Consider the following 24,975-nt stretch of genomic DNA (forward strand, 5'->3'; position numbering starts at 1 on the left):
GGGTACGGGGAAGGGTTTGCTGTCCATGCCGACTCCGGCCAAGAACCTTGCGTAGATCGGCCATCGGGGTTGGTTGCTCTGCGGGACTGCTTTGCGTAGTTCGGCCACGTGGAGGTCCGAGTCGGCCGCTCGGATGGGGCGGCGATTCGTGAGGGGTGCGCGAAGTGGGCGTGCGGATCGGTAGGGCGTGCCAAGCTGGGGTGAGGCGGGTGCGCGCAGGTGGTTGTGCGGAACCGGGCGGACGGTTTGCTCGGGCGACTCGAACCCCTTGAAGCAGTAGAACTTACGATCTCCGGCCAAAAACCTTGCGCGTTCCGGCCATAGCAGGCAACGATGGGAGCGTGGCCTCATGGGAGTGGCGGCGGTCGGTGACTAACGCGGCGATCCTCGTCGAACTCGCGGACGATCACGGCCTCACCCAGAATCAGTGTCTGCACAGCACCGACATCGACCCGCGCGTGCTCAAGACGCCGGGCGCGGAGATCACCGCGGCGCAGGAACTGGCGATCGTCCGCAATATCGTCACCCTGCTCGGCGACCCGCCGGGACTGGGCGTCGAAGCGGGCACGCGCACGCACATCACCACCCACGGCGTGTTCGCCCTCGCCGTGCTCAGCAGCCCGACGATGCGTCAAGCCATCGAAGTCGCCATGCGCTACTTCAGCCTGATGACCTCGTTCGCCCGCGCCTGGCACGTCTACCGCGGCGAAGAGATCTACCTCTACGGCGACGACCGTGACCTGCCGGACGACCTGCGCGCGTTCCTCGCCGAACGCGATGTGTCGGCGCTGCTGACCAACTGGTTCATGGTCTTCGGTACCCCGCCGCCGGTGCTGCGCGTCGAGATCGCCGGCGGACTGCGCCCGCGGCTGAAGCCGCTCTTCGACGACTTCGGGATTCCCAGCACCGAATCGACCGAGCTCCAAGTCGCCGTGTTCGACGCCATCGGCATCGATGAGCCGATGCCGCAGGCCAGCCCGCTCACCGCCCAGCTGTTCGAGGAACAGTGCGACGACCTGCTGCAGCGCCGGGGCCTGCGGCAGGGCGTGGCAGGCTCGGTCCGGGAAATGTTGATGCACCGGATGAACGGCAGGCTCAGTCAGGAAGAAGTCGCCGCCGGACTGCACATGAGCCTGCGCACCATGCGTCGCAGGCTGTCCGACGAAGGCACCTCCTACCGTCAGCTCTGCGCCGAAACCTTCGGCGCCCTCGCCGAAGAACTCCTCTCCACCGGCCTGACCGTCGAGGACGTCGCCTACCGCATGGGATATTCAGGCGCACCGAGCTTTTCGAACGCGTTCAAGCAATGGCGCGGTGTTTCGCCGGGCCGATTCGCCCGCACCGCCGTAGACAGATACCGGCAGTCCGTGCCGCGCTGACCGCACACCGCCGAACAGGGCATCCTTGGTGGTACCCGATGCGGGCACGAAAGAACCACGATCGCCGCGACGAGAGGTGGTGGGCGGTGACGCATTTCGTACAGGAGTACGCCGCACTACGCTGGTCCGCGATCGCCGCCTTCCTGATCGCCGCCGCCATCGTGCTCGCCCGCCTAGCCCCACCACGAGCGATCGCAGGACGGAATCGAACCGGGTCCGCTGTGCTGTCGGAACATGTTTCACCCCAACCAGACCCAACCCACGACCCGACTGTGCCAGCTGGCCACATCGTCGCGTGCGAGGGCTCGGGTCCTGAACACGGTGCGGGGGTAGGGGAGCAGGCAGCTGAGTATCACGAGTCCGATGCGGCGCATCTCGCTATGTGCCTGGTCATGTTGGCGATGCTGATCTTTCCGGCCGCGGCGAGTCCGGCGGCGGTGCATGGTGTGCTCACCGCGATGGTCGTCGTCTTCGCGGGGCTGTTGGTGAGTCGGGTCGTGCAGTGGCGTGCCGATTCGCACGCGATGCCGGGGGAGCGGCTGGTGCCGCTCGGGTATCACACGGCGACGGCCGCGGCGATGCTGTACGCGATGTCCGGACATACGCCAACCGGACATACCGGCGGGCCCGCTGCCGTGCCCGCACTGATCATCGCGGGGCTTTTCGCCGCCGACGCGCTGCTCGTCACGCTCGCGGGCGCGACCGGGCGCGAGGCGGTGAACACGCCGGGCGGCCTGGGGATTGTGCGATGCGCGGGTGGGTGTGTCGTGGCATGGACCGGGCCGCGAAAGCGGTCCGCGATGGTGCCGCATGTGGTGATGGACCTCGGCACCGCGTACATGCTCATCGCGGCCGTTTCGAATTGAGCGGTGCCGCAGACCAATCCGCACGCCAGCGCAGACCGAACCCCTCTCTATGCAGGCAGAGGATTCGGTGAACGATGGGTACGGCCAAGTGTTCGCTTGTGCCGGAACTGAGTGTCGGCGAGCCGCAGGCATGAGCGAGTGCGGTGATCGAGCGGTGGGCGCAGCTGGGCGTTCGCTTGTGCCGGAGTTGAGTGTCGGCGAGGCGCGGGCATGAGCGAGTGCGGTGATCGAGCGGTGGGCACAGTCGGGCGTTCGCTTGCGCCAGTGTCGTGCGTCGGCGAGGCGCGGGCATGAGCGAACTGATGATGCGCTGGGGCGCTTCGCCCACGACGGAGCTGAGCGTCCGCGAGGCAGAGTTATGAGTAACTGGCGCGGGTCAGCGCCTGTGCATCGCCCCGGAGATCCAGTCCTGGACGTCGACGATTCCGTACTCGCATGCAGGTTGCGCACCGGCCGCGACCGGGAGCGCGCGTTACTCGTCAGCCGCCGATCAGCGGGCCTACTCGCCGCGATCGGCACCGGCGACCGCGCCGCCTTCACCGACTTCTACCGGCTCACCAGCTCCCGAGTCTTCGGACTCGCCCTGCGCATCCTGCGCAGCCATGCCGCGGCGGAAGAAGTCGTCCAGGAGGTGTACCTCCAGGTGTGGTCGAGCGCCGACCGGTACGACGCGGCACGGTCGAGCCCGATCGGGTGGCTGATGATGATCGCGCACCGCCGCGCCGTCGACCGGGTCCGCGCGGAGGCCGCCGCCACCGTCCGGGATCTGGCTTACGCCCACGCCCAGGCGGGCCGCGATCACGACGTCGTCGCCGAATCGGTGACGCAACGGATGGAGGAGCAGGAGGTGCTCGACTGCCTCGACACGCTCACCTCCATCCAGCGCGAAGCAATCGCACTCGCGTACTACTCCGGGCGGACGTACCGTGAAGTGGCCGACCATCTCTCGGTGCCGTTACCCACGGTGAAAACCCGCATCAGGGACGGACTGAAGAGACTGGAGAAATGCTTGTCCGGAGAAGGCGCCGATGGCTGACACGCCCCCGCGGTCCGACGCGGAACTGCTCGACCTCGCCTACCCGTGCGCATTGGACGCGGTACCCGAAATCGAGCGCCGACACATCGAGGAGCGGCTGGCCACCGCGGATCCGGCGGTGCGGAAAGCGTTCTCCGACACCGTATGGCACCTACGCGACGTGATGGCGCGGGTGGCAGTACTCGACGCCACGGCCCCGCCGCCGGAACTGGAGGAACGGATACTGGCGGCACTCCCCGCCGACGGCAGAGTCGTTCGGTTGTCCACCCGCAAACGCCGCGCACGATGGTTGATGGCCGCCGCAGCGGCAGTCTGCCTGGTGATCGGCGGCACCGTGGTCGCCGACCGCGTCGCGGACTCGCCGAGGGTAGACCAACCGGTCGCCCGCACACTGACCACCCCGGTCACCGGCGGCGGCACTGTGGTCGTTGAGATTTCGCCGAACCAGCGCCTCGCACTGATGGCCTTCGACGGCGTCGCACAACCGCCCCCCGACCACGTGTACCAGGTCTGGCTGGTGCCAGATGGCCATCAGCCCCGATCCGTCGGCATACTGGCCGAATTGCCTTCGGCAGGAAGACCATTCGTAACCACATTCGCCAGGGGAGAGAAGCTGGCCGTCAGCGTCGAACCAACAGGTGGATCGCCAGCACCAACAACCGACCCGATAGCCGGCGTCCTACTGCCCTGAGCCCACGTGTTCGTCAACGACCACAGCCGTCGACGCATGTGGTCGGGCGTCGTGGAGCCACAACGTGGTTGACGCATCGGGCCGCAGGTGATCGACGGGGCCGCGAAGCGGTTAACGCGCGGTCCAACCTAGGGTCGGCGACTTATCAAGTCGCGGAATGCCGTTGGTGTGGCGGGTCCTTACTCAGATCTCGATGGTTTGGTCGGCGACTACGCGTCCACCGAGGCGGACCCAACCGTCGGAGTCCCATGCGCTGAAGATCTGCGACCCCTTGCCCTGGGTGATGACCAGTCCGCGGCGGAGGAGGGCGGTGATGGCGACGGCGGCGGCACCGGTGGCTTCGTCTTCCGGGATGCCGAGGGTCGGGGCGAACATTCGTGAGCGCAGTGCGCCGCGGTTCTCGTCGACCCAGGCCCACAGGTAGTGCGGGCCGCCGGAGAAGTCGTCCGGGCGCAGCGCCGCGAGTTCTTCGGTGTCGCCGAGTTGGTGAAAGGTGAAGTCCGGCGCCCATTCCGCGCGCGCCGTGATCCAGGTGAGGCCCTCGGCCAACTCGACCGCGACCGGCCCGGCGGGCACGATCAACCGGCGCAGTGGGGTGCCGTGTCCAGCGAACCACCAGGCGGTGCCCACCGACGGATGCCCGGCGAAGGGCAACTCCACGGTCGGGGTGTAGATCCGCATCCTGGCGACCTCGTCGACCGCGTCTTCGACCACGACGGTCTCGCTGTATCCAGCCTTGGCGGCCAATGCCTGCCGGTCCGCCTCAGGCACATCGGCGGCCCGCGCGATCCCCAGTTCGTTACCGAATCGTCCCGCCGAATCGGTGAACACCCGCACCACATCAACCTGTGTGCTCATGGTCACCGAGCCTACTAGCCTGCACCGACGCCGAGCTGTCGCGTGGACCACACCCCCCGTTCACCAGGCATGCTGCCGCAGCAGCGAGCGGCGTCGCCGACATCGGGTTCGTCAATGTTCACAAAAGAGGCCGCCACTGCTCGCGTGGAGCGGTGGCGGCCTCTTCGGACCCGACGGATCAACCTCTTCGGACCCTCACGGATCAGACGGTGACGCCGGCCAGTGCCGCGGTCGACTCAACAGCCTGTCCGACACCGGCGACGATCGCGGCCGCACGCAGCGACTCGAAGATCACCTCACGAGACACGCCCGCCTCACGCAGCGTGTGCTCGTGCGCCTCCAAGCAATGCTGGCAACCGTTGATCGACGAGACCGCGAACGACCACAGTTCGAAATCGGCCTTGTCGACCCCGGGCGTACCGATGATCTGCATGCGCAGACCCGCCCGCAGGTCGTCGTAGCGCCCGCCGAGAAACGCCTTGCCCCGATAGAACACATTGTTCATGCCCATGATCGAGGCGGCGCCGAGCGCGGCGTTGTAGGCAGGCTCGGACAGGACGTTCGCGGCTTCGTCAGCGATCTCGCGCAGCGTGGTCGCCGACCGGGACGCGGCCGCCGAGGCGAGCAGGGTGCCCCACAGCTGCTGTTCGTTCAGCACGGTGGTGCGTGCGAGCGACGACAGATTGAGCTTGAGGTCCTTGGCGTACTCGGGGAGGGAGTTCTTCAGGTTCTCAATGCTCATTCTTCAAATCCTCGGATCGGATCGTCCCCGCCTGCGCGGGGGGCGGTGAATAGTGGCCGTTCATGAAGTGACGCAGCGTTTTTCGACTCAGACGCTCGCGGCGAGCAGTTCGCCCGCGTTGATGGTCGGGTCGCCCTTCTTCCAGTTGCAGGCGCACAGCTCGTCGGACTGCAGTGCGTCGAGCACGCGAAGCACCTCGTCGACGTTGCGGCCGACCGAACCTGCGGTGACCGAGACGAACTGGACCTCGTTGTTCGGGTCCACGATGAAGGTCGCGCGGTCGGCAACCCCGTCCGCGTTGAGAACGCCGGTGGCAGCGGCCAATTCGCGCTTCAGGTCGGACAGGATCGGGAACGGCAGGGTCTTCAGATCCTCGTGCTGGGCGCGCCACTGGAAGTGCACGAACTCGTTGTCGACGGAGGCGCCGAGCACCTGCGCGTCGCGGTCCGCGAATTCCTCGTTGAGCTTGCCGAACGCAGCGATCTCCGTCGGGCACACGAAGGTGAAGTCCTTCGGCCAGAAGAAGACGATCCGCCACTTGCCCGCGTGATCGTCGCTGGTGATCTGGGTGAAGTAATCGTCAGGCTGCTGAGCGTCGACCTTCGACAGATCACCACCGATGACTGCGGTGAGGTTGTATGCCGGGAATTGGTCGCCGATGGTCAGCAAGGCCATGCCTAATCTCCTCGTTCTGTGTGGGTTTGCCAAGACTGTGCAGAAAAGCAGAAAAGCTCCCCGCCGATCTTGCCGGAAGGGCTGGTGAAAGGTAAAGGTGATCAGTCGCACTACACTGATAGCCGTGACCGATCAGACTTATCAGCCGACCCTGTCACAGCTGCGTGCGTTCGTGGCGGTCGCGGAATACCGCCACTTCGGCACTGCCGCAGCGCGGCTCAGTGTGAGCCAACCCACGCTATCGCAGGCGCTCGCCGCACTCGAACACGGGTTGGGGCTGCAACTGATCGAACGAAGCACGCGCCGGGTTCTGGTGACCGCGGCTGGCATGCGGTTGCTGCCGAAGGCGATGGCGACCCTCGAAGCGGCGGATCGTTTCGTCGCGTCGGCGACCGGTGACGGCCTCGGCGGGACGCTGCGGATGGGCATCATTCCGACGGTTGCTCCGTATGTGCTGCCAGGTCTTCTTCCGGAGTTGCACAAGAAGTTACCCGCGCTCCACCCGCAGGTGGTCGAGGATCAGACCGCGCGACTGCTGGACGGTCTGCGCACCGGCGTGCTCGACGTCGCGCTGCTCGCCCTGCCCGCCGACGTCCCCGGTTTGGTCGAAATACCGCTCTACACCGAGGAATTCGTGCTGGTGACTCCGCGCGGGCACGAACTGGCCGGACGCACCGACCTGGCCCCGTCCGTTCTCGACGCGCTCCCGCTCCTCCTGCTCGACGAGGGCCACTGCCTCCGCGACCAAACACTGGACCTGTGCCGCTCCGCCGAGGTCCATCCCGCCGCCGTCGGCGACACCCGCGCGGCCTCCCTCGCGACCGTAGTGCAGTGTGTCGCAGGCGGTCTCGGCGTCACCCTGATCCCGGAGATGGCCGTCGCCGCCGAAACCGCCCGTGGCACCCTCGACACCGCCCACTTCGCCACCCCCGCCCCCGGCCGCACCATCGGCCTCGCCTACCGCACCTCCACCGCCCGCGCCGAAGACTACGAATACCTCGCCGCCATCATCCGCACCCAGCGCCCGGAGTGAACGCACCAAGCGGCGAAATGTCTGGTGTGGTACCGATAGCCGGAGAGGAGTAGCGAATGAGATTGTCGGACAACAGCATCGGTCGACTTTCCGGCAGGCTCGGGCACTCGTTGTTCGCGTACGGGACGCTCCAGTTTCCAGAGGTGCTCGAGGTACTCCTCGATCGCGTGCCGGACCTCAGTCCGACTACCGCCTCGGGCTGGCGGGTCGCCGCGTTGCCGGGCCGCGTGTACCCGGGTCTCGTCTCCGCCGCCGACAGCCTGGCCCACGGCGTCCTACTCTCCGGCCTCACCGCAGGGGAGTGGGCAATCCTCGACGCCTTCGAAGACGACGAGTACGACCTCCGCCCCCTATGCCTCCCCGGTCACCTCGGCCCGATCTCTACCTACGTCTGGACCGCTGCCGCCGAACCCGGCGACTGGCACGCCTCGCAATTCGCCGCTGCCCACCTGTCGCAATTCGCAGCCCGCTCCGCAACATGGCGCCGCTCCACCTTCCCCAACACTCAATGACTCCACGCCCCGGGACCGCTGCGGTCGCTCGCCATCCGGGGTAGCGCGTGAGAGGGCACTGGTGGCGGAGAGCTCTCGAACGTTGCCGCCACCAGTGCCTCGTGATCATTCGTCCAGGTCGATAGCGGGTCGAGAGGGGCTCGGGTTGCAATTCGTAGACGACCGGTCGTATATTGGGCGGATGGCGCGACCTCGACGGAGTGGGGATACTCGGCAGCTGCTCGTGGAGGAAGGGGCTGCTGGGTTCTTGAGCAGTGGGTATCACGGGACCGGGATCAAGCAGATCTTGGACAAGGTCGGGGTGCCCAAGGGGTCGTTCTACAACTACTTCGACAGCAAAGAGAGCTTCGGGCAGGCGGTGATCGAGCATCACTCGCTGTGCGTGCAGCGGAATCTGACGGAGGCGTTCGAGGCGGCTGCCGATCCGGTGAGCGGGCTGCGGGCGTTCTTCGGGCGGCTGATGGACGATTTCGTCGCGGCGGATTTCACCGGCGGGTGTCTGATCGCGAATCTCGGTGGTGAGCTGGAAGGCAGTGAGCTGCTTCGGGAGTCGCTGTCGAGTGCGTGGGGTGCGTGGCGCGATCGGGTGGCCGAGCAGCTGCGTGCGGCACAGGCGGCGGGGATGATCCGAGGCGATATCGACGCGACCGATCTGGCGGATCTGCTGCTCGAATCGTGGGAGGGTGCGGTGATCCGGATGAAGATCGACCGGACGCTCGAACCGCTGGAGAAGTGCCTGAATCGCCTGTTGGGGGACTACTTCCGGCCCTGACCTGGGGCCTAGTCATGCTCGGTCGTTTCGTATGCCTATTCCAAGACGACCGGTCGTATCAATGAGAGAGGGAACTATGACGAAGACGGTGATCGTGACCGGATCCTCCAGCGGGATGGGCCGCGATATTGCCCGCGCCTTCGTGGCGCGCGGCGACAACGTGGTGGTCAACGGCCGCGACGCAGGCAAACTCGCCGAGGTGGCGGCCGAGCTCGGTGCGCCGGCGCGAGTAGCCACCTTCGCGGGAGATATCGGTTCTCCTGCAACGGGTTCCGCGCTGGTGCAGGCGGCGGTCGAGCGGTTCGGCGGCGTGGACGTCCTGGTGAACAACGCGGGGATCTTCGGCGCGAAGCCGTTCGTCGACGTCACCGAGGCGGACCTGGACAGCTACCTCGGCGGCAACCTGAAGGGCACCTACTTCACCACGCAGGCGGTGGTGCGGCAGCTCCAGCGGCAGGCGCGGGGCGGCAGCATCGTCAATATCGGCACGGTGCTGGTCAATCACGCGCTCGCCGGACTGCCCGCGTCGGCGGCGTTGGTCAGCAAGGGCGGCGTGCACGCGCTGACCACGAGCCTTGCCGCCGAACTCGCGGCGGATCGCATCCGGGTGAACGCGGTGGCTCCCGGCATCATCCGTACCCCCTTGTTCGGTGACGGCGATGAAACAGCCTCGGGCCGACTGGCTTTGCTGAATCGCATCGGCGAGGTGTCTGAAACCACCGCCGCCGTCCTGTATCTCGCGGACGCGGAGTTCACCACCGGGCACATCTTCCCCGTCGACGGCGGGTTCATCTCGGGGCGGGCCGCCTGATGCCGTACGTGAACATCAAGGTCACCAACGAAGGCGTGACCCGAGAACAGAAGTCCCAGTTGATCAAAGGTGTGACCGACCTACTGCAGGACGTTCTCGGCAAGGACCCTGCCACGACGTTTGTCGTCATCGACGAGGTCGAGCTCACCGACTGGGGTGTGGGCGGGGTCAACGTCGAGGAATATCGGCGTCGGCAATCCTGACCGGGAGGACCCGAAAACGCCGAACGCACCGGCTCCCACGAGGTTTCGCGGGAGACGGTGCGTTCGGTGTCGGATTACACGCGCAGGGCGTGCGGTTCGATCGCACCGCGCACGAGCGCGCGGGCGTCGACGGTCTCCGGGCGGTAGGGCAGCGTGACCAGACGATCGGTCATGCCCTGGACCGGATCATCGATCCGCTCGTTCAACCCGAACAGGAACGTCCACTCGTGCTCGTCACTGCCGTACTGCACCACCGTGCCGAACTGCTCGTGGAAACGGTTCCACGACCGCTTCAACGTTTCGTTCCGCCACATCGTCGCGCAACCGGCCTGCGCACTCAGCACACCGCCTGGTGCGAGCAGAGCCCGACATCGGGACAGGAACTCCGACTCGTAGAGGCGGTTGTGCTGCGCGTCTTCGACCCGCTCGTCGGGCAGATCGATCACGATGACGTCGTAGCGGATGCCCGCCTCGGCGGCGTTGGCCAGGAAATCCCAGCCGTCGGCGTAGTGCACCTTGATCGGGCCCTCACCCTTCACGGCGGCGGTCAGCTCGTCGCTGGTGTAGCCGTAGGGCAGGTGCTCGGCGCACAGCTCGACCTCGAGCTGATCGATGTCGACGTGGTCGACCAGTGTCGCGCCTGCGGCGACCGACATCTGGCTGGCCACACCCTCACCGGAACCGATGATGAGCACCTTGTCCAGCTTCTCGGCCAGCACGAAGGCCGGAACCATCATGGCCTCGTGGTAGGTCAGCTGGGAGAACTCAGTGGACTGGCGATCGTCGTCGGAGAACAGGCTGATGCCCTGCTCGGTCCGCGCGATCACCATGTGCTGGAACGGAGTACGAGTGTCGACGATCACCTCGTGCAGGTCCCAGATGCGGGTCAGGCCCGCGCCGACCGGCTCCTCGATCCGCTGCGAGCCATGCCCGCGGCGGATCACCTGCATTCGAACATCCTTGGGAGACAACTTGTCTCGCAGTAGTTCGACAGCCTTCGACGCACCGGCGCCGATACTGCCGCAGGTGAAGACGTCGACGAAGATGTCGCCGGACTCGGGATAAGTGTGAATCGAGGCGTGAGACTCCGACAACAGCGCGAGGACAGTCACCCCCTGCGGATCGAACTTCTTGTGTACGACATCGCAGATGGTGACGCCCGCGGCGATCAAAGACTCGCGCAACGCCGATTCGAGTTGTTCGAGGTCGTCGCAAAGGGCCGCGTCGACACCACCGAACTCGGCCAGCACGTGCCAGCCGGTGAAATCCGCCGTCATGGGCAAACTCACTCTCGCTCAGCGCCCGAGACATGAACGGTCAAGGGCGGAAAACCATTGAAGGACACCGACGAATAGCTCGCGGTATAGGCACCGGTGTCGAGGATCTGGATGCGATCACCGGCTCGCAACGTGGTCGGTAGGAGGACTCGCGTGCGTTGATACAGTACATCGTCTCCGTCGCAGGTCGGACCAGCCACCACTGCCTCGTCGACAGGGTCACCGTCCCGATCCGTGACGAACCGATAGGCGATGTACTCGTTCTCGGTCTCGGCCATTCCGTTGTAGCGACCGATGTCGAGATACACCCAGCGTCGGCCGTCCGGCGCAACGCGCACGCCGATGACTTCCGCATGGATGATGCCCGCGGAACCGACCAGTGCGCGGCCGGGTTCCACCACCATGGCGGCGGTTTCGGGCAAGAATTCGGTCGCGGCGGTGTGGATCACCGCCGCGATCTCGTCGAGCGCGGGGGCCTGATCGGCGTACGCGATCGGCAGACCACCACCGATATTCACCGATGTGACGTGAATATCTTTGTCGGCCAACGCTTCCGCGATCCGCCCTGCCTGCTCGATGCCGATCCGCCACGCGTTCGGATCGAGCTGCTGCGATCCGACGTGGAAGTACGGCCCGGCCACCCGCAGCCCGAGGTCGCGGGCGCGCACGAGTAGTCGGAACGCCTCGCCCGGCGTGCAGCCGAACTTGGTGCCGAACGGGGTGCGTGACTCGGGAGCCGAGGCAAGGAACCGGCATTCGACCTCCGAGCCCGGCGCGTGCTCCACGATGCGCAGCAGGTCGTCCTCGGTGTCGAAGGCGAACCGGCGCACGCCGAACGCGTAGGCGCGGGCGATGTCGGCGGCCTTCTTGATCGGGTTGCCGTAGCAGAGCGTCTCCGGTTCGACGCCGAGCGCCAAGCACAGTTCGATCTCGCCGATGCTGGCGACATCGAACTCGGCGCCTTCCTCGTCGAGGGAACGGATGATCTCCGGCACCGGACTTGCCTTGACCGCGAAGCGAATGCGCGCCGCGGGCATGGCGGCATCGAGTGCGCGGTAGTTTTCGCGCACTCGTTCGGGATAGATGACAAGAAACGGTGATTCGGGCATAGTTGATCTTTCGCTTGGCAGCAGCGGAGAGAGTATCAGCGGCCCCTACCCAGAAACGAATCCGTCAAACCTCGTGACGAGAGCACCGTCACCAGGCGTCAAAAAAGTGACGCGAAGTGGTCGGTGACCTGTATGGATTCTGTAGAGATCGCGCCGTTTGGCGGTGCGGATCAGCCTGCGGACACGGTGAGTTCGTCGAAAACGACCTCGCCTGCGGCATCCGACTCGGCCAGGTCGACCACGCCGACGATCGACCACCCATGGTCGCCCGCCGGATCGTCGAGAACCTGGCGCACCTGCCAGAAACCGGGTCTTCGTTCGATCTGGAACAGTTGCGGTCCTCGGGCGTCCTGGCCGGTGCCGATGCGCCCGTACTCGGCGAAATACGGTTCCAGCTCGCTCGCCCAATCCGGTCCGGTGCCCATGTCGGCCAGCACATCCCAGCGGTGCAGCGCGGCCAGCTCGACCCTGCGGAACATCGCGTTGCGGACCATCACCCGGAACGCGCGCTCGTTCGCCGAGATGGGGCGCACCGTCTCCGCGCCGAAGGCGAGCTGGTCGGCGTCGATCTCCGCGCCGGGATTGGTGAGCTGCTCCCACTCGTCGAGCAGGCTCGAATCCACTTGGCGGACAAGCTCGCCCAGCCATTCGGTGATGTCGTCGAGTTCCTCGGTGCGCGCCGAATCCGGCACGGTGCGGCGCAGCGCCCGGTAGGCGTCGGCGAGATAGCGCAGCACCACACCCTCGGAGCGGGCCAGCTCGTAGAACGAGATCAGCTCCGCGAAGGTCATCGAGCGCTCGATCATGTCGCGGACCACCGACTTGGGTGACGGCGCGAACTCCGACACCCACGGGTGCCCGCCGCGGTAGGTCTCGAAGGCGGGGTCGATCAGCTCGGCCAGCGGTTTGGGCCAGGTCACCTCTTCGAGCAGTTCCATCCGCTCGTCGTATTCGATCCCGTCGGCCTTCATCTCGGCGATGGCGGCACCGCGCGCCTTGTGCTGCTGGGCCATGAGCAGCTGGCGCGGATCCTCCAGGGTCGACTCGATGAGGGACACCACATCGAGGGTATAGGTCGGCGCCGCTTTGTCGAGTAGCTCGAAGGCTGCCAGCGCGAACGGCGACAGCGGCTGGTCGAGAGCGAAGTCGCGCTGCAGGTCAACGGTGAGACGGGCCCGTCGACCCTGGTTGTCGGGCTCAGACAGCTGCTGGACCACGCCGGCGTCGCGCAGTGCCCGGTAGAGGCGGATCGCACGCAGGATGTGCTTGCGCTGGGCGGCGCGCGGCTCGTGGTTGTCTTCCAGCAAATGCCGCATGGCGTCGAAGCAATTGCCTGGGCGGGCGATCACATTGAGCAGCATCGAGTTGGTCACTGTGAATCGTGACACCATCGGCTCTGGCTGGGCCGCGACCAGGCGATCGAAGGTCTCCTCGCTCCACGAGACGAAACCCTCGGGCGCCTTGCGGCGCACCACCTTGCGTTGCTTCTTCGGATCGTCGCCCGCCTTGGCGAGCAGGCGGGTGTTCTCCACCTCGTGCTCGGGAGCCTGCACGACGACGGTGCCCATGGTGTCGTAGCCAGCCCGGCCCGCCCGGCCCGAGATCTGGTGGAACTCACGGGCTTTGAGCCTGCGGGTGCGCACGCCGTCGTACTTGGTCAAGCCGGTGAGCAGCACGGTGCGGATCGGCACGTTGATGCCGACGCCGAGGGTGTCGGTGCCGCAGACCACCTTCAGCAGACCTTCCTGGACAAGGCGTTCTACCAGGCGGCGATACTTCGGCAGCATTCCGGCGTGATGCACGCCGATGCCGTGGCGGATCAGCCGCGACAAGGTCTTGCCGAAGCCGGAGGCGAAGCGGAATTCGCCCAATGCTGTTGCGATGGCGTCTTTTTCGGCGCGGGTCGCGAAGTTCACGCTGGTCAACGCCTGGGCGCGTTCGAGAGCCGCGGCCTGGGTGAAATGCACGACGTACACCGGGGCCTGGTGGGTGGTGACGAGCTCTTCCAGGGTTTCGGTGATCGGAGTGCGCGCGTAGGAGAAGGTGAGCGGGACAGGGCGTTCGGTGCCCGCGACGATCGCGGTCGAGCGGCCCGTGCGCCGCTCCAGATCGGCGGCGAAGAAGTCGACCTCGCCGAGAGTGGCGGACATGAGCAGGAACTGGGCGCGCGGGAGTTCCAGCAGCGGAACCTGCCAGGCCCAGCCACGATCCGGGTCGGCGTAGAAGTGGAATTCGTCCATCACGACCTGGCCGACATCGGCGGCCGCACCCTCGCGCAGCGCGAGATTGGCGAGGATTTCGGCGGTGGCACAGATGATCGGTGCGTCCGCGTTGACCGCCGCGTCGCCGGTGACCATGCCGACGCGGTCGGCGCCGAACACCTCGCACAAGGCGAAGAACTTCTCGCTGACCAGCGCCTTGATCGGGGCGGTGTAGTAGGTGCGCTTGCCCTGCGTGAGTGCGATCAGATGCGCACCGACCGCGACCAGTGATTTACCGGAACCCGTTGGTGTGGCGAGGATTACGTTGGATCCGGAGGCCAATTCCAGCAGCGCCTCGTCCTGCGCCGGATACAGCGGGGTACCTTGCTCGGCCGCCCATGCCCCGAAGGACTCGTACAGCGCGTCGGCGTCGGTGCCCGGTATTTCCAGCAGCTCGGTCAGATCCACTCCGCACACCCTACGGGCATGCCGGAGTCCGTTTTCAGACGGAGGTCAGCGCTGCTCGCCCCGGTCGGTGCCGTCGCCGTCGTAGCCGCCCTGCTCGGCGAGGAACCGTTCGAACTCGGCGCCGAGTTCGTCGCCGCTCGGCAGTTCACCGTCGCCGACGAGCAGGCTCGACTGGCGTTCCTGTGCGCTGACGAAGCTGTCGTACTGGCGTTCCAGCGCGTGCACCACGGTCTCCACCTCGGAGTTGCCCGCGATGTGTTCGTTGACCTGTTCACGGACCCGTGCCGCGGCCTCGCCGAGCGCGGCGAGCGGAATCTCCAAGCCCGCGTTGTCCGCGACGTTCTCCAGCAGGGTCTGGGCGGCTTCCGGATACGCGGTTTGCGCCAGGTAGTGCGGCACGTGCACGGAGAAGCCGACGGACTCCTGGCCGTGCTGTGCCATCCGGAACTCGAGCAGCGACGAGGCGCTGCCCGGCACCTGCAGCTCGCCCGGCCAGCGCTGATGTTCGGAGATGAGATCGCGATCGGAGGAGTGCGCGGTCACCCCGAGCGGGCGGGTGTGCGGGATCGCCATCGGGATCGCGCTCAGGCCGATGCTGCGCCGGACGCCCAGCTGTTCGGCGAGCAGGCGAACGGCGGTGGTGAATTTCTCCCAGCGTAAGTCCGGTTCGATGCCCGCGAGCAGCAGGAACGGCGTGCCCGCGGTGTCGCGCAGCGCCCAGAGATTGAGCTCCGGCTCCGCGTACTCGGAGAAGTGGTCGGTCTTGAACGTCATCAGCGGGCGCCGGGAACGGTAGTCGAGCAGCTCGTCCACATCGAACGAGGCGACCAGTTCGCTTTCGAGGCTCTCGCGCAGGTGCGTCGTGGCCAGCCGCACCGCATGCCCAGCATCGGTGAAGCCTTCCAGTCCGTGCACCAGGACCGGACCCGAGCCGTCGTCGGATGACAGCTGCGGAGCGGGGAACTCCAGTTCGTACATTCGCGACTCGTGGTCCATCGCGTACTCCTTCCTGCGCGGCTCCGCCGGCACCGGGTCATGCTCGGTCGTGCGACCCCTAGGTCACTCGAGACGAGCAGTCATCCGAGACGGGGGACCATGTCCATTGTCCCCCATGCCGGTGACTGACCGCGCACGGCCGGACACCGACCCATACGACGAGGCAACAGCGACGACGCCCCGCGCATTCCCGCACCCGGCGGCGTGGCATCGCAGACGGGCACCGGGAGTTTGGCACAGTGGGGCAGGTGACTGTGGCGGATTGGGCGCGGATTGCGCTGCCAGTCGCGTGCGCGGCGGTACTCGCCGGGTGCGGGTCGACGGTGGATGGGCGTCCGGTTGCGGCCGAGCAGACGGCGGTGACGCGGGAGATCAGCGCACCGTTGTCGACGCTGCTGCCTGAGGTTTCGCAATTCCCGGCCCGATATCCGGCCGTGGTTTTGCCGCCGGAAGCGGCCGCGCAGGCGGCGGGAGATTTGCAGGGTGGTGCCGGGCGCGGAGCGCAAGTGCAACCTGAGATGTGCAGGCCGCCGGAACAGAAGTTCGGGGCTGATCTGACCGCGATCGCCGTCGGCACCAACGATGCGACGCGCGCCACGATCACCGTCGAATTGACGCGGACCAGGCAGCCGCTCGGCGCGTGGCGCACTCAGCTGAAACAGTGCGGGTCGGTGCGGGTGAACCGGGGCGGTGCGGCGACAACCGTGACGACAGAACTGGATCCGCCGCCACCGATCGACGCGGACGACACGTTGGCGCTGCGGCGCACCGTGACGCCGGACGTGGGCGGCGCCGGGTTGACACAGTCGATGCAGACGTTGGCCGGGCAGGTCGACGATGTGCGAATCACCGTGACGTATATGACATTTTCCGGGGCGAAGCCGGATACGGCGGCGTTGGACGAGCTGTTCACGAAAGCTGTGCAGCGGGTCAAGAAGGGGTAGCGGGCGGTAGCAGGGCGCGCCGACAAACGGGTGGTGGTGATCGGTCGCGGCCTGCGGTTGTCCACAGGGCGGAAGAATTCCCCAGGGTAGGAGAACGCCCTGGTCAGCGGCGGAGTGCTGGCGGTGCCCAGCGGCAAGCTCGACGCCATGACCACTCCCGCGAACCAGCCAGCCCATCGCGCTGCCGTGCAGCCCGATTCCGCACTCGTCGACTCGAATATCGCTGCGGACGACCGATTCTGTTCCCGTCCGTCGGTGCGTAGCAGTAGCTCCGCATCCCGTGCCCCCGTCAGCCTCGGCGTAGCGATGCGCGAGTGCGGCTTGACGCGAACCCGCTATCGGGGGCCGTCCGCGGAGCATGCGGCTCCCGGCGACGCCGCGTCGCTGAACGGCATCGAGCCGAATGGTGGCGTGCTGTTGGGTGATGCCAGGCGGGTGAACGGCATCGAGCCGAATGGTGGCGTGCCGTCGGATGACGCCGGGTGGGTGAACGACGGCATCGAGCCGAATGGTGCCGTGTCGTCGGGCGATGCCGGGTGGGCGAACGGTACCGAACGGGCAGCAGTCGCCGCGCTTCCGGAGGAGGTGATGCCACGTAATCACGTGCTCGGCCCGAACGGCTCGGCCGGGAAGGATGACGTGGCGCTGCCAGAGACTGCGAGTCGGCCCGATGATGCGGCGTTGCTGGATGATGCGGTCCGGCTTGACAGTGCGGTGTCGGTGGACGATGCGGTCCGGCTTGATAATGCGGTTCGGCTGGACGATGCGGTGGTGCCCGGTGAGAGCACAGTGCAGTCGAGCGACGCGGTGTCCCTGGGCTATACGGGCCGGTTGGACGATGCGGCGTGGCCGGATGAGGTGAGTCGGGACGATCGGGAACTGGTTGCGGCCGGCGGGGTGTTCTGCGCTGATCAGGCACCAGTGTTCGGGGCGGCGGAGGCGCCGGATTGTGCAGTGCACGTGGATGATCCGGGGGAATTGATTGCGGCGGTGCCTGCGATGATCGGGTTTGTCCCGGAGCGGTCGCTGGTGGTGTTGGTGTTGCGGGCTTCGGTGGATCTCGAGGATCGGGCGGTCGTCGATGCGGTGCTGCGATTCGATCTGGATCAAGAAGACGGGCAGCGGCGATTGCGGGCCGGGACGGTGGCGCGGTGCGTGGCGCAGGTGTGTGCGCACGACGATGTGGCCGAGGTGCTCGCGGTGGTGGTGGACGACCGGGCGGTGGAGTCCGATCGTCGGCCCGCCGACTTCGGGGAGCGTTGTGGCACCGGTCGATTCGAGGTATTGATCGACGCGATCGGCCGGCGGTTGGCCACGCAGGATATTGCGCTCGCAGGCGCATGGGCGGTGCGGGACATCGATCCCGACGAACGCTGGTGGACCTTGTTCGGCGCGAATCGGCGTGGGACGGTGCCGGATCCGGCTAACTCGGCGGTTGCGTTGTCCCACGTGCTGGACGGTCGGCGAATTCGCGGCACCCGTGCGGAATTGACGGCATTGGTGCGGGTCGACGTCGAGCTGCAGAAGCAGGTGGCTGCCCTCTTGGACAGTGCGCTGAGCGTGGCGCGCGATCGGTACGCGCGTGCCGTGCGACACGGCGATCCGATCAGCTACAGCAGGCAAGCACTGGAGTACGTGCTGTGGCAGATCGCCAACACCGAGTCCGATGTCGATCTCATGGCGCCAGAACTGGCGGAACTCGCTGCGGCACTGCGTGATCGATCGGTTCGGGACGCGATGTTCGCGCTCGCGGTCGGCGAACACGCCGAAGCGGCCGAAGCCTTGTGGGCCACGCTGACTCGCGCACTGTCCGGTGGTGACCGCGCCGAAGCAGCCGCGCTGCTCGGCTACAGCGCCTACGCCCGCGGCGACGGACCGATGGCAGGCATCGCCCTGGAGGCCGCGTTGGAAGCCGAACCGGACCACCCACTGGCGCTACTCCTGGACGCCTCACTCAACCTCGGCATGCGCCCAGAACAACTGCGCCGCTTGGCCCGCAGCGGATATCACGCCGCCGCCGACCTCGGCATAGACCTCGGCGCACCCATCATGTGAACGCCAGCTAGACGGTTCGGGATCCATTGGCGGGAGAGAAATGGTTGCTGACCACCGTTGAGCGGAGTCCTATGGTTGCAATACGCTGCGCGACACGCACCATAAGACTCCGGTCAACTTCCCAAGATCACTTCCCGAGGATCTGTGGACCGGACCACAAGCTGACGGCCCGGCCGGGGCTGTGTCGGGGCTGGTTGCTGGGCTGTGCTGACGTGAGAGAAGCGGTTGCTACCCCTCATTGAGCGGCAGTCATCTGGTGGCGACACGTGTCGCGACACGCACCATTCCTCTCACGCCAACACTTCGAGATCGCTTTGAAAGCTCTCTGAACCGGACCAGAGCCAGTTGACCCGAACGAGAACGGTCAGGGCGCGCTGTGTGCTCGCGAGCCGAGCGACTGGAGGAAATCCCAGGCGTCGGAGACGATTTCGTCCAGGTCGTTGTGCTTCGGCTGCCAGCCGAGTTCGGCGATGGCGCGGTCGCTGGAGGCGATGAGAGTGGCGGGGTCGCCGGGGCGGCGCGGTGCGTCCTGGGCGGCGATGGGTAGGCCGGTGACGCGCTCGCAGGCCGAAATCACTTCGCGCACGGAGAATCCGGTGCCGCTGCCGAGGTTGTAGACGCGGTGCGTACCGGACTCGGAGGTGGCCAGTGCCAGCACGTGGGCCTCGGCGAGGTCGCGGATGTGGATGTAGTCGCGGACCGCGGTGCCGTCGTGCGTCGGCCAGTCGGTGCCGAACACGGAGATCGCCTTGCGATGCCCGGCCGCGACCTGCAGCACGAGCGGGATGAGATGTGTTTCCACCACCCGGTTTTCGCCGAGGCCACCGTAGGCGCCGGCGACGTTGAAATAGCGCAGGCTGGTCGCCGCCAGCCCGTGCGCGATCGAGTAGGAGGTGATGGCGTGATCGATGGCGAGCTTCGACGCACCGTACGGGTTGGTGGGCCGGGTCGGCGCATCCTCGGTGATCGGCACCTGTTCCGGCTCGCCGTACACCGCCGCGGTCGAGGAGAACACCAGCCGTGGCGTGCCCGCGTTGCGCATCGCCTCCAGCAGTTCGAACGTCTTCACCACGTTGCCGTGCCAGTACTTCTCCGGCTGCTGCACCGACTCGCCGACCAGCGACTGCGCGGCGAAATGCAGGACACCGTCGAAGGTTTCGGCCGCCAGCAACGCGGGCGCGGCCTCGGCCACATCACCCTCGACGAAACGGGCGTCGGCAGGCACGCCGTCGGCGTTGCCGGTGGACAGATCATCGACGACGACGACCTCGTGACCCGCTTCGAGCAGCACCTGAGCGCAGACACCACCGACGTAGCCCGCGCCACCTGTGACGAGAAGTTTCACGCCTCAGACCAGCTTCACCTGGACGGCGTGCGCCATCTCATCGGACAGTTCGAAACCGTCGTGACCCGGCACGGTGATGACCACCGACCCCGGCTTGGTCTCGACCGTCACGCGCGCGTCGGGCACCACGCCCGCCTCGCGCAGTTGACCGATCACCTCGGGGTCGGTCTGGATGTGCTCGGCCAGCCTGCGCACGACGACCGCGTGCACCTGGCCGTGCGACAGATCCGAGAGCCGGACCAGCGTCTCTTCGGCGTGGGCAGGCGCCGCGATGCCGAGTTCGTCGAGGCCGGGGATCGGGTTGCCGTACGGGGAGGTGGTCGGGTGGTTGAGCACCTCGACCAGGCGTCGCTCGACGTCCTCGCTCATCACGTGTTCCCAGCGGCAGGCCTCGGCGTGCACGTTCTGCCAGTCGAGCCCGATGATGTCGACGAGCAGCCGCTCGGCGAGCCGGTGCTTGCGCATCACCGCGACCGCCATGCTGCGGCCCTTCTCGGTCAGTTCGAGGTGGCGGTCGCCCGCGACGAGCAGCAGCCCGTCACGTTCCATCCGCGCGACGGTTTGGCTCACCGTCGGTCCACTCTGTTCGAGGCGCTCGGCAATCCGAGCGCGCAGGGGCACCACGCCCTCCTCCTCGAGGTCGTAGATGGTACGGAGATACATCTCCGTGGTGTCGACCAGATCCTTCACCTGTTACCCCTTCGTCGGCACAAATTCTACCTACGCACGACGACACCACCGTGTGCCGGACGGTGTCGCACCGCGTTCGGCGCGGAAATGCGGGAATCCTGTCGGCGCACGGCATGCGGCCGTGATCGCACTTGTCTGTATTTCTACTGCATAGCAACGTTCAACGGTGTTGGTACCTTCCCGCGTAGCGTTGCGAGCATGGCCACTGCACCGCGCAGCGAACACCCGATGCCACCTGGCGATCACCGCGGTCCGGGAACCGTCGTCTGGACCGACCGGTTCCTCGACTACACCTGGACTCCGGAGCATCCGATGAAACCGGCGCGTCTGAAGTTCACCATGGCGCTCGCGGAAAGTCTCGGATTGCTGGACGGTGTCGAGCTATTGGCACCCGCGGCGGCCGACCGCTCCGACCTGTTGCGCATCCACACCGCGGACTATGTGGAGGCGGTCGAGCACGCCAGGCAACCGGTCGACGCGCCGCAGGCGCCGCCGTACGGGTTGGGGTCGCCCGATAATCCGGTATTTCCCGGGATGCATCAGGCTGCGTCGGTGATCGTCGGCGGCACCTTGGCTGCGGCGCAGGCGATCGCGGAGGGACGGTCGCGGCGCGCGGTGAGCATCGCGGGTGGCATGCATCACGCGATGGCGGCTTCGGCGTCCGGGTTCTGCGTCTACAACGATGTGGCCGTGGCCATTTCCTGGCTGCTCGACCACGGCTTCGACCGCATCGCCTACCTCGATGTCGACGTGCATCACGGCGACGGCGTGCAACGCGCGTTCTACGGCGATCCTCGGGTGCTGACGATCTCGGTGCACCAGCATCCGGCGACGCTCTGGCCGAGCACCGGCTGGCCGGAGGAGACCGGAGCCGGTGCGGCGGAAGGCACCGCGATCAATCTGCCGGTGTTGCCCGGCACGCGAGATGCGCAGTGGCTGCGCGGTTTCCACGCGGTGGTACCCGGCGCGGTCGCGGCGTTCCGGCCGCAGATCGTGGTCAGCCAGTGCGGGGTGGACACCCACCGTGAGGACCCGCTGGCGGATCTGGCGTTGACCGTCGACGGACAGCGCGCCGCGTTCCGTGCCATGCGCGACCTCGCCGATCAATATGCGGAGGGACGCTGGCTCGCGGTCGGCGGCGGCGGGTACGGGCTGGTCCGGGTGGTGCCACGCGCGTGGACCCATCTGCTCGCCACCGCCCTCGACCGCACCATCGCGCCGGACACCGCGATCCCGCAGGCGTGGATCGATCAGGTCAGGGCGGCGGCGCCACAGGTGGATCCGCCACGCACCATGGGTGACGGCGGCGACATCGCCTACCGCCCGTGGGACGGTCCCGGCGGCACCGGGGAAACTGGAGACCCGCAACTCGACCGCGCCGAACGCGCCATCGACACGGCCGTGCTGGCCACCCGCCGAGCCACTTTCGGATTGCTCGGCCTAGACCCGGAGGATCCCCGTGACTGACCCCGTCGACACTCCGGATACCCCTGCCGTGCCGCCGCCTCCGCCGCAGCACTGGTTTGCCGACATACTCGCCTCCGACGGCGGTGTGGTCCGGCTGCGACCGATCACGCCCGACGACGCGGAATCGTTGCAGGAGTTCCACGCCGCGCTGTCCGACCGCACCCGGTATCTGCGCTATTTCGGTCCGTATCCGCGGATCTCGCCGAAGGACCAGTACCGGACGACGCACGTCGACTATCACGACCGGGTCGGCCTGGTTCTGGTGCTCGGCACCGCGATCGTTGCGGTGGGCCGATACGAACTCCTCGACCGCGTCGGGCCGCGCTCGGCGGAGGTCGCCTTCGTGGTGGCCGACGAGCATCAGGGCCGCGGGCTCGGCTCGATCCTGCTGGAGCACTTGGCCGGTGCCGCCGCCGAGAACAAGATCGATACCTTTGTCGCCGAGGTGCTCGCCGAGAACACCACGATGGTGACGGTCTTCCGGGACGCGGGCTATCAGGTGGAGCGCAGCAGGGACGGGTCGGTGCTGCATCTGGAATTCGCCATCGACCCGACCGAAGCCCTGCTGTCGGTGCGGGATTCGCGGGAGCGCGCCTCGGAAGCGCGCAGCGTGGGCAATCTGCTCACGCCGCGCTCCGTCGCGGTGATCGGCGCGACGCCGAGCGCGGGCCGGGTGGGCGGCGCGGTGCTGAACAACCTGCTGTCCGGGGTGTTTCAAGGCCCGGTGTTCCCGGTGAACCCGAATCGGCGGTCGGTGCGCGGGGTGCGGGCCTACGCGACAGTGCGGGAGATCCCGGACGAGGTCGACCTCGCCGTGGTCGCGGTGCCGCCCGGTGCGATCGCCTCGGTGCTCGACGACTGTATGGCCAAGGGCGTCAAAGGACTTGTCGTGCTCACGGCCGGTTTCGACGCGACCGGCATCGGCGGCGGGACCGCCGAACGGGAATTGGTCGCTGCCGCCCGAGGGCACGGGATGCGGGTGGTCGGGCCGAGCGCCTTGGGCATCGCGAACACCGATCCGGCGGTGGCGCTCAACGCGACGTTGGCCTCGGTGCTGCCTGGCCGCGGCCGGATCGGATTCTTCTGTCAGTCCGGGCCTTTGGGCGCGGCGATCCTCGGCGAGGCAGCCGCGCGGAACTTGGGGTTGTCGACGTTCGTCTCGGCTGGCGACCGCGCCGACGTGTCCGGCAACGATCTGCTCCAGTACTGGGACACCGATCCGGACACCGAGGTGGTGTTGCTCTACCTGGAGAGCTTCGGTAATCCGCGCAAGTTCTCCCGGATCGCGCGCCGAGTGGCCAGGACCAAGCCGATCGTCGCGGTGAGCAGTGGACGGCACGCCACCGATCCGAGCAACGACATGGACCGCTCGATCGTGCGAGACCTGTTCGCGCAGGCAGGGATCGTGCAGGTCGACTCCATCTCCGAGCTGTTCGACTGCGCCGCGCTGCTCGGCTATCAGCCGCTGCCCGGCGGTTCCCGGCTGTCCGTGGTCGGCAACAGCGCGGCGCTGAACTGGCTGGCCGTCGACGCGGCGCGAGCGGAGGGGCTGGCGGTCGGTGACCCGGTGAACCTGGGGCCGCAGGCGACGCCAGGCGACTACCTCGACGCGACGGTGGCGGCCTTGCGTTCGGACGAAATCGACTCGGTCATCGTGGTTTTCGCACCGCCGGTGCCGCTGCCGATGGCAGGTTTCGCGGACGCCATCCGGTCCGCCGCCGCTGCTGTCCCCGAGGTCGACAAGCCGATCCTGACGACATTCATTGCCGAGCAAGGCATTCCGAATCTGCTCGCGGTTCGTGGTGTTGGCGCAAGCGCCGTGCGCGGGTCGATCCCGTCGTATCCCGATCCGGAGCGGGCCGCGCGGGCGTTGGCCAGGGTTCGACGCTATGCGGAGTGGCGGACCAGGCCGGTATCGCCGGTGCGGCGCCCGGACGGGATCGACACCGATCGCGCCCGGCGGTTGGTGGGGGAGTGGATGGCCGGTTCGGCGGGCGGCCGCAGGCTCTCCGATCTGGAGACCGTCGATCTGCTCGACTGTTACGGCATTTCGGTGGTCGAGTTCCGCGAGGTGCGCAACGCCGACGAGGCCGTCGCGGCCGCCGAGGAGCTCGGCTATCCGGTGGCGGCGAAGGCGACCGGCGAAATGTGGCGTCGCCGACCGGACCTCACCGGTGTACGCCTGGATCTGTGGCGTCCGGAGGCGGTGCGTCAGGGGTATGCGGACCTGGCCGAACTGTGCGGTGACCCGGTGCTGCACATCCAGAAGATGGCGACCAAGGGCGTCGGCTGCGTGCTGCGCGTCCAAGACGACCCGTCGTTCGGCTCGGTCATCGAGTTCGGCCTCTCCGGCCTGATCATCGAACTTCTCGGCGACCGCGCCTACCGTGCCCTCCCACTCACCGCCGACGAGGCAACCGCTCTCATCGACGCGCCCCGCGCCGCCCCACTCCTGTCGGGCACCCCGGCCAGTCCCGCGGTCGACAAAGCAGCGCTTGCCGAACTGGCCCAACGCATCTCCGCCCTCTTCGACGACCTCCCGCAAATGCGCGAACTCTCCTTCGACCCCGTCCTGGTCTCCACCAACTCCGCCGAAATCCTCTACGCCCGAGGTCGAATCGGCCCCGAACCGAGCCGCTTCGACACTGGCCCCCGCCGCCTCGGTTGATGTACCGGCCGCCGCCTCGGCCGAGGTCGATGTGTGTGGTCGACCGGTCGGAGGTCGGTATGTAGTCGTGGGACGTGCTCATTTTGCTCGACGGTGAGGTGGGCTCGGTCTAGCCGGATCGACAGCGTGAATCCGGTCTTTGCGCACGTCGGTTGGATCAGTGTGGGTGAGGTCGAC

General features: G+C 67.1%; 22 protein-coding genes. 13 read left to right on the forward strand and 9 right to left on the reverse strand.

Going from position 1 to position 24,975, the window contains the following annotated elements; all coding sequences use genetic code 11:
• The first annotated feature begins 341 nt into the window (after positions 1-341).
• The 4 genes from ACGFNJ_RS24625 to ACGFNJ_RS24640 all read left to right on the forward strand — a co-directional run bounded on the left by ACGFNJ_RS24625 (position 342) and on the right by ACGFNJ_RS24640 (position 3,972).
• The gene (locus tag ACGFNJ_RS24625) at positions 342-1,379 is read left to right on the forward strand and encodes an AraC family transcriptional regulator ligand-binding domain-containing protein (RefSeq protein WP_393452505.1); all 1,038 of its coding nucleotides are present in this window, start codon (positions 342-344) and stop codon (positions 1,377-1,379) included.
• An 86-nt stretch (positions 1,380-1,465) separates the two neighbouring features.
• Positions 1,466-2,245 carry a DUF5134 domain-containing protein gene (locus tag ACGFNJ_RS24630; RefSeq protein ID WP_393452508.1) on the forward strand — a complete coding sequence of 260 codons (780 nt, stop codon included), beginning with the start codon at positions 1,466-1,468 and terminating at the stop codon, positions 2,243-2,245.
• A 358-nt stretch (positions 2,246-2,603) separates the two neighbouring features.
• Entirely contained in the window at positions 2,604-3,281 is a 678-nt protein-coding gene (gene sigK, locus ACGFNJ_RS24635) for an ECF RNA polymerase sigma factor SigK (protein WP_393452511.1), read from the forward strand.
• Complete coding sequence (locus tag ACGFNJ_RS24640; RefSeq protein ID WP_393452514.1) at positions 3,274-3,972, forward strand: anti-sigma factor domain-containing protein; 699 nt, start codon at positions 3,274-3,276, stop codon at positions 3,970-3,972. The genes sigK and ACGFNJ_RS24640 overlap by 8 nt, the downstream gene beginning before the upstream one ends.
• A gap of 183 nt (positions 3,973-4,155) precedes the next feature.
• Here ACGFNJ_RS24640 and ACGFNJ_RS24645 read toward each other — a convergent pair whose 3' ends face one another.
• The 3 genes from ACGFNJ_RS24645 to ACGFNJ_RS24655 all read right to left on the reverse strand — a co-directional run bounded on the left by ACGFNJ_RS24645 (position 4,156) and on the right by ACGFNJ_RS24655 (position 6,247).
• A complete protein-coding gene (locus ACGFNJ_RS24645; protein WP_393452517.1) occupies positions 4,156-4,830 on the reverse strand; it encodes a PhzF family phenazine biosynthesis protein in 675 nt (224 codons plus the stop codon).
• A gap of 202 nt (positions 4,831-5,032) precedes the next feature.
• On the reverse strand, positions 5,033-5,572 hold the full coding sequence (locus tag ACGFNJ_RS24650) for a carboxymuconolactone decarboxylase family protein (protein ID WP_393452520.1): 540 nt from the start codon (positions 5,570-5,572) through the stop codon (positions 5,033-5,035).
• 87 nt (positions 5,573-5,659) lie between these two features.
• The gene (locus ACGFNJ_RS24655; RefSeq protein WP_107658151.1) at positions 5,660-6,247 is read right to left on the reverse strand and encodes a peroxiredoxin; all 588 of its coding nucleotides are present in this window, start codon (positions 6,245-6,247) and stop codon (positions 5,660-5,662) included.
• A 124-nt stretch (positions 6,248-6,371) separates the two neighbouring features.
• Here ACGFNJ_RS24655 and ACGFNJ_RS24660 point away from each other — a divergent pair, with 124 nt between their 5' ends.
• The 5 genes from ACGFNJ_RS24660 (at position 6,372) to ACGFNJ_RS24680 (ending at position 9,578) form a co-directional block, all read left to right on the forward strand.
• On the forward strand, positions 6,372-7,280 hold the full coding sequence (locus ACGFNJ_RS24660) for a hydrogen peroxide-inducible genes activator (protein ID WP_393452524.1): 909 nt from the start codon (positions 6,372-6,374) through the stop codon (positions 7,278-7,280).
• 56 nt (positions 7,281-7,336) lie between these two features.
• A complete protein-coding gene (locus ACGFNJ_RS24665) occupies positions 7,337-7,792 on the forward strand; it encodes a gamma-glutamylcyclotransferase family protein (RefSeq protein ID WP_393452527.1) in 456 nt (151 codons plus the stop codon).
• A gap of 181 nt (positions 7,793-7,973) precedes the next feature.
• Complete coding sequence (locus ACGFNJ_RS24670; protein ID WP_393452530.1) at positions 7,974-8,564, forward strand: TetR family transcriptional regulator C-terminal domain-containing protein; 591 nt, start codon at positions 7,974-7,976, stop codon at positions 8,562-8,564.
• A 76-nt stretch (positions 8,565-8,640) separates the two neighbouring features.
• Positions 8,641-9,375: an SDR family NAD(P)-dependent oxidoreductase gene (locus ACGFNJ_RS24675; RefSeq protein ID WP_393452533.1), complete on the forward strand. Its 735-nt coding sequence runs from the start codon at positions 8,641-8,643 to the stop codon at positions 9,373-9,375.
• On the forward strand, positions 9,375-9,578 hold the full coding sequence (locus tag ACGFNJ_RS24680) for a 4-oxalocrotonate tautomerase family protein (protein WP_393452536.1): 204 nt from the start codon (positions 9,375-9,377) through the stop codon (positions 9,576-9,578). Before ACGFNJ_RS24675 ends, ACGFNJ_RS24680 begins: the two co-directional genes overlap by 1 nt.
• A gap of 74 nt (positions 9,579-9,652) precedes the next feature.
• Here ACGFNJ_RS24680 and speD read toward each other — a convergent pair whose 3' ends face one another.
• The 4 genes from speD to ACGFNJ_RS24700 form a co-directional block, all read right to left on the reverse strand.
• Entirely contained in the window at positions 9,653-10,855 is a 1,203-nt protein-coding gene (speD, locus tag ACGFNJ_RS24685) for an adenosylmethionine decarboxylase (protein WP_393452539.1), read from the reverse strand.
• Between the two features lie 8 nt (positions 10,856-10,863).
• On the reverse strand, positions 10,864-11,964 hold the full coding sequence (locus ACGFNJ_RS24690) for a type III PLP-dependent enzyme (protein ID WP_393452541.1): 1,101 nt from the start codon (positions 11,962-11,964) through the stop codon (positions 10,864-10,866).
• A 170-nt stretch (positions 11,965-12,134) separates the two neighbouring features.
• Positions 12,135-14,633 carry a DEAD/DEAH box helicase gene (locus ACGFNJ_RS24695; RefSeq protein ID WP_393452544.1) on the reverse strand — a complete coding sequence of 833 codons (2,499 nt, stop codon included), beginning with the start codon at positions 14,631-14,633 and terminating at the stop codon, positions 12,135-12,137.
• Between the two features lie 45 nt (positions 14,634-14,678).
• Positions 14,679-15,629 carry a proteasome assembly chaperone family protein gene (locus ACGFNJ_RS24700; RefSeq protein WP_393452547.1) on the reverse strand — a complete coding sequence of 317 codons (951 nt, stop codon included), beginning with the start codon at positions 15,627-15,629 and terminating at the stop codon, positions 14,679-14,681.
• A gap of 248 nt (positions 15,630-15,877) precedes the next feature.
• On the opposite strand from ACGFNJ_RS24700, the gene ACGFNJ_RS24705 reads away from it, so the two are divergent.
• Positions 15,878-16,573 carry a DUF5642 family protein gene (locus tag ACGFNJ_RS24705; RefSeq protein WP_393452550.1) on the forward strand — a complete coding sequence of 232 codons (696 nt, stop codon included), beginning with the start codon at positions 15,878-15,880 and terminating at the stop codon, positions 16,571-16,573.
• 147 nt (positions 16,574-16,720) lie between these two features.
• Positions 16,721-18,628 carry a DUF4192 domain-containing protein gene (locus ACGFNJ_RS24710; protein WP_393452554.1) on the forward strand — a complete coding sequence of 636 codons (1,908 nt, stop codon included), beginning with the start codon at positions 16,721-16,723 and terminating at the stop codon, positions 18,626-18,628.
• 364 nt (positions 18,629-18,992) lie between these two features.
• Here ACGFNJ_RS24710 and galE read toward each other — a convergent pair whose 3' ends face one another.
• Both galE and ACGFNJ_RS24720 read right to left on the reverse strand, forming a co-directional pair.
• Positions 18,993-19,973, reverse strand: coding sequence for a UDP-glucose 4-epimerase GalE (galE, locus tag ACGFNJ_RS24715; protein WP_393452557.1), 981 nt, complete (start codon positions 19,971-19,973; stop codon positions 18,993-18,995).
• A 3-nt stretch (positions 19,974-19,976) separates the two neighbouring features.
• Positions 19,977-20,663, reverse strand: a complete 687-nt coding sequence (locus tag ACGFNJ_RS24720; protein WP_393452560.1) for an iron dependent repressor, metal binding and dimerization domain protein — start codon at positions 20,661-20,663, stop codon at positions 19,977-19,979.
• Positions 20,664-20,891: 228 nt separating this feature from the next.
• On the opposite strand from ACGFNJ_RS24720, the gene ACGFNJ_RS24725 reads away from it, so the two are divergent.
• A complete protein-coding gene (locus ACGFNJ_RS24725; protein WP_393454126.1) occupies positions 20,892-22,130 on the forward strand; it encodes an acetoin utilization protein AcuC in 1,239 nt (412 codons plus the stop codon).
• Positions 22,123-24,798: a GNAT family N-acetyltransferase gene (locus ACGFNJ_RS24730; protein ID WP_393452563.1), complete on the forward strand. Its 2,676-nt coding sequence runs from the start codon at positions 22,123-22,125 to the stop codon at positions 24,796-24,798. The genes ACGFNJ_RS24725 and ACGFNJ_RS24730 overlap by 8 nt, the downstream gene beginning before the upstream one ends.
• The last annotated feature ends 177 nt before the right edge of the window (positions 24,799-24,975 follow it).

Origin of the sequence: Nocardia sp. NPDC049149 (assembly GCF_043197455.1) — a bacterium.
Lineage (GTDB): Bacteria > Actinomycetota > Actinomycetes > Mycobacteriales > Mycobacteriaceae > Nocardia.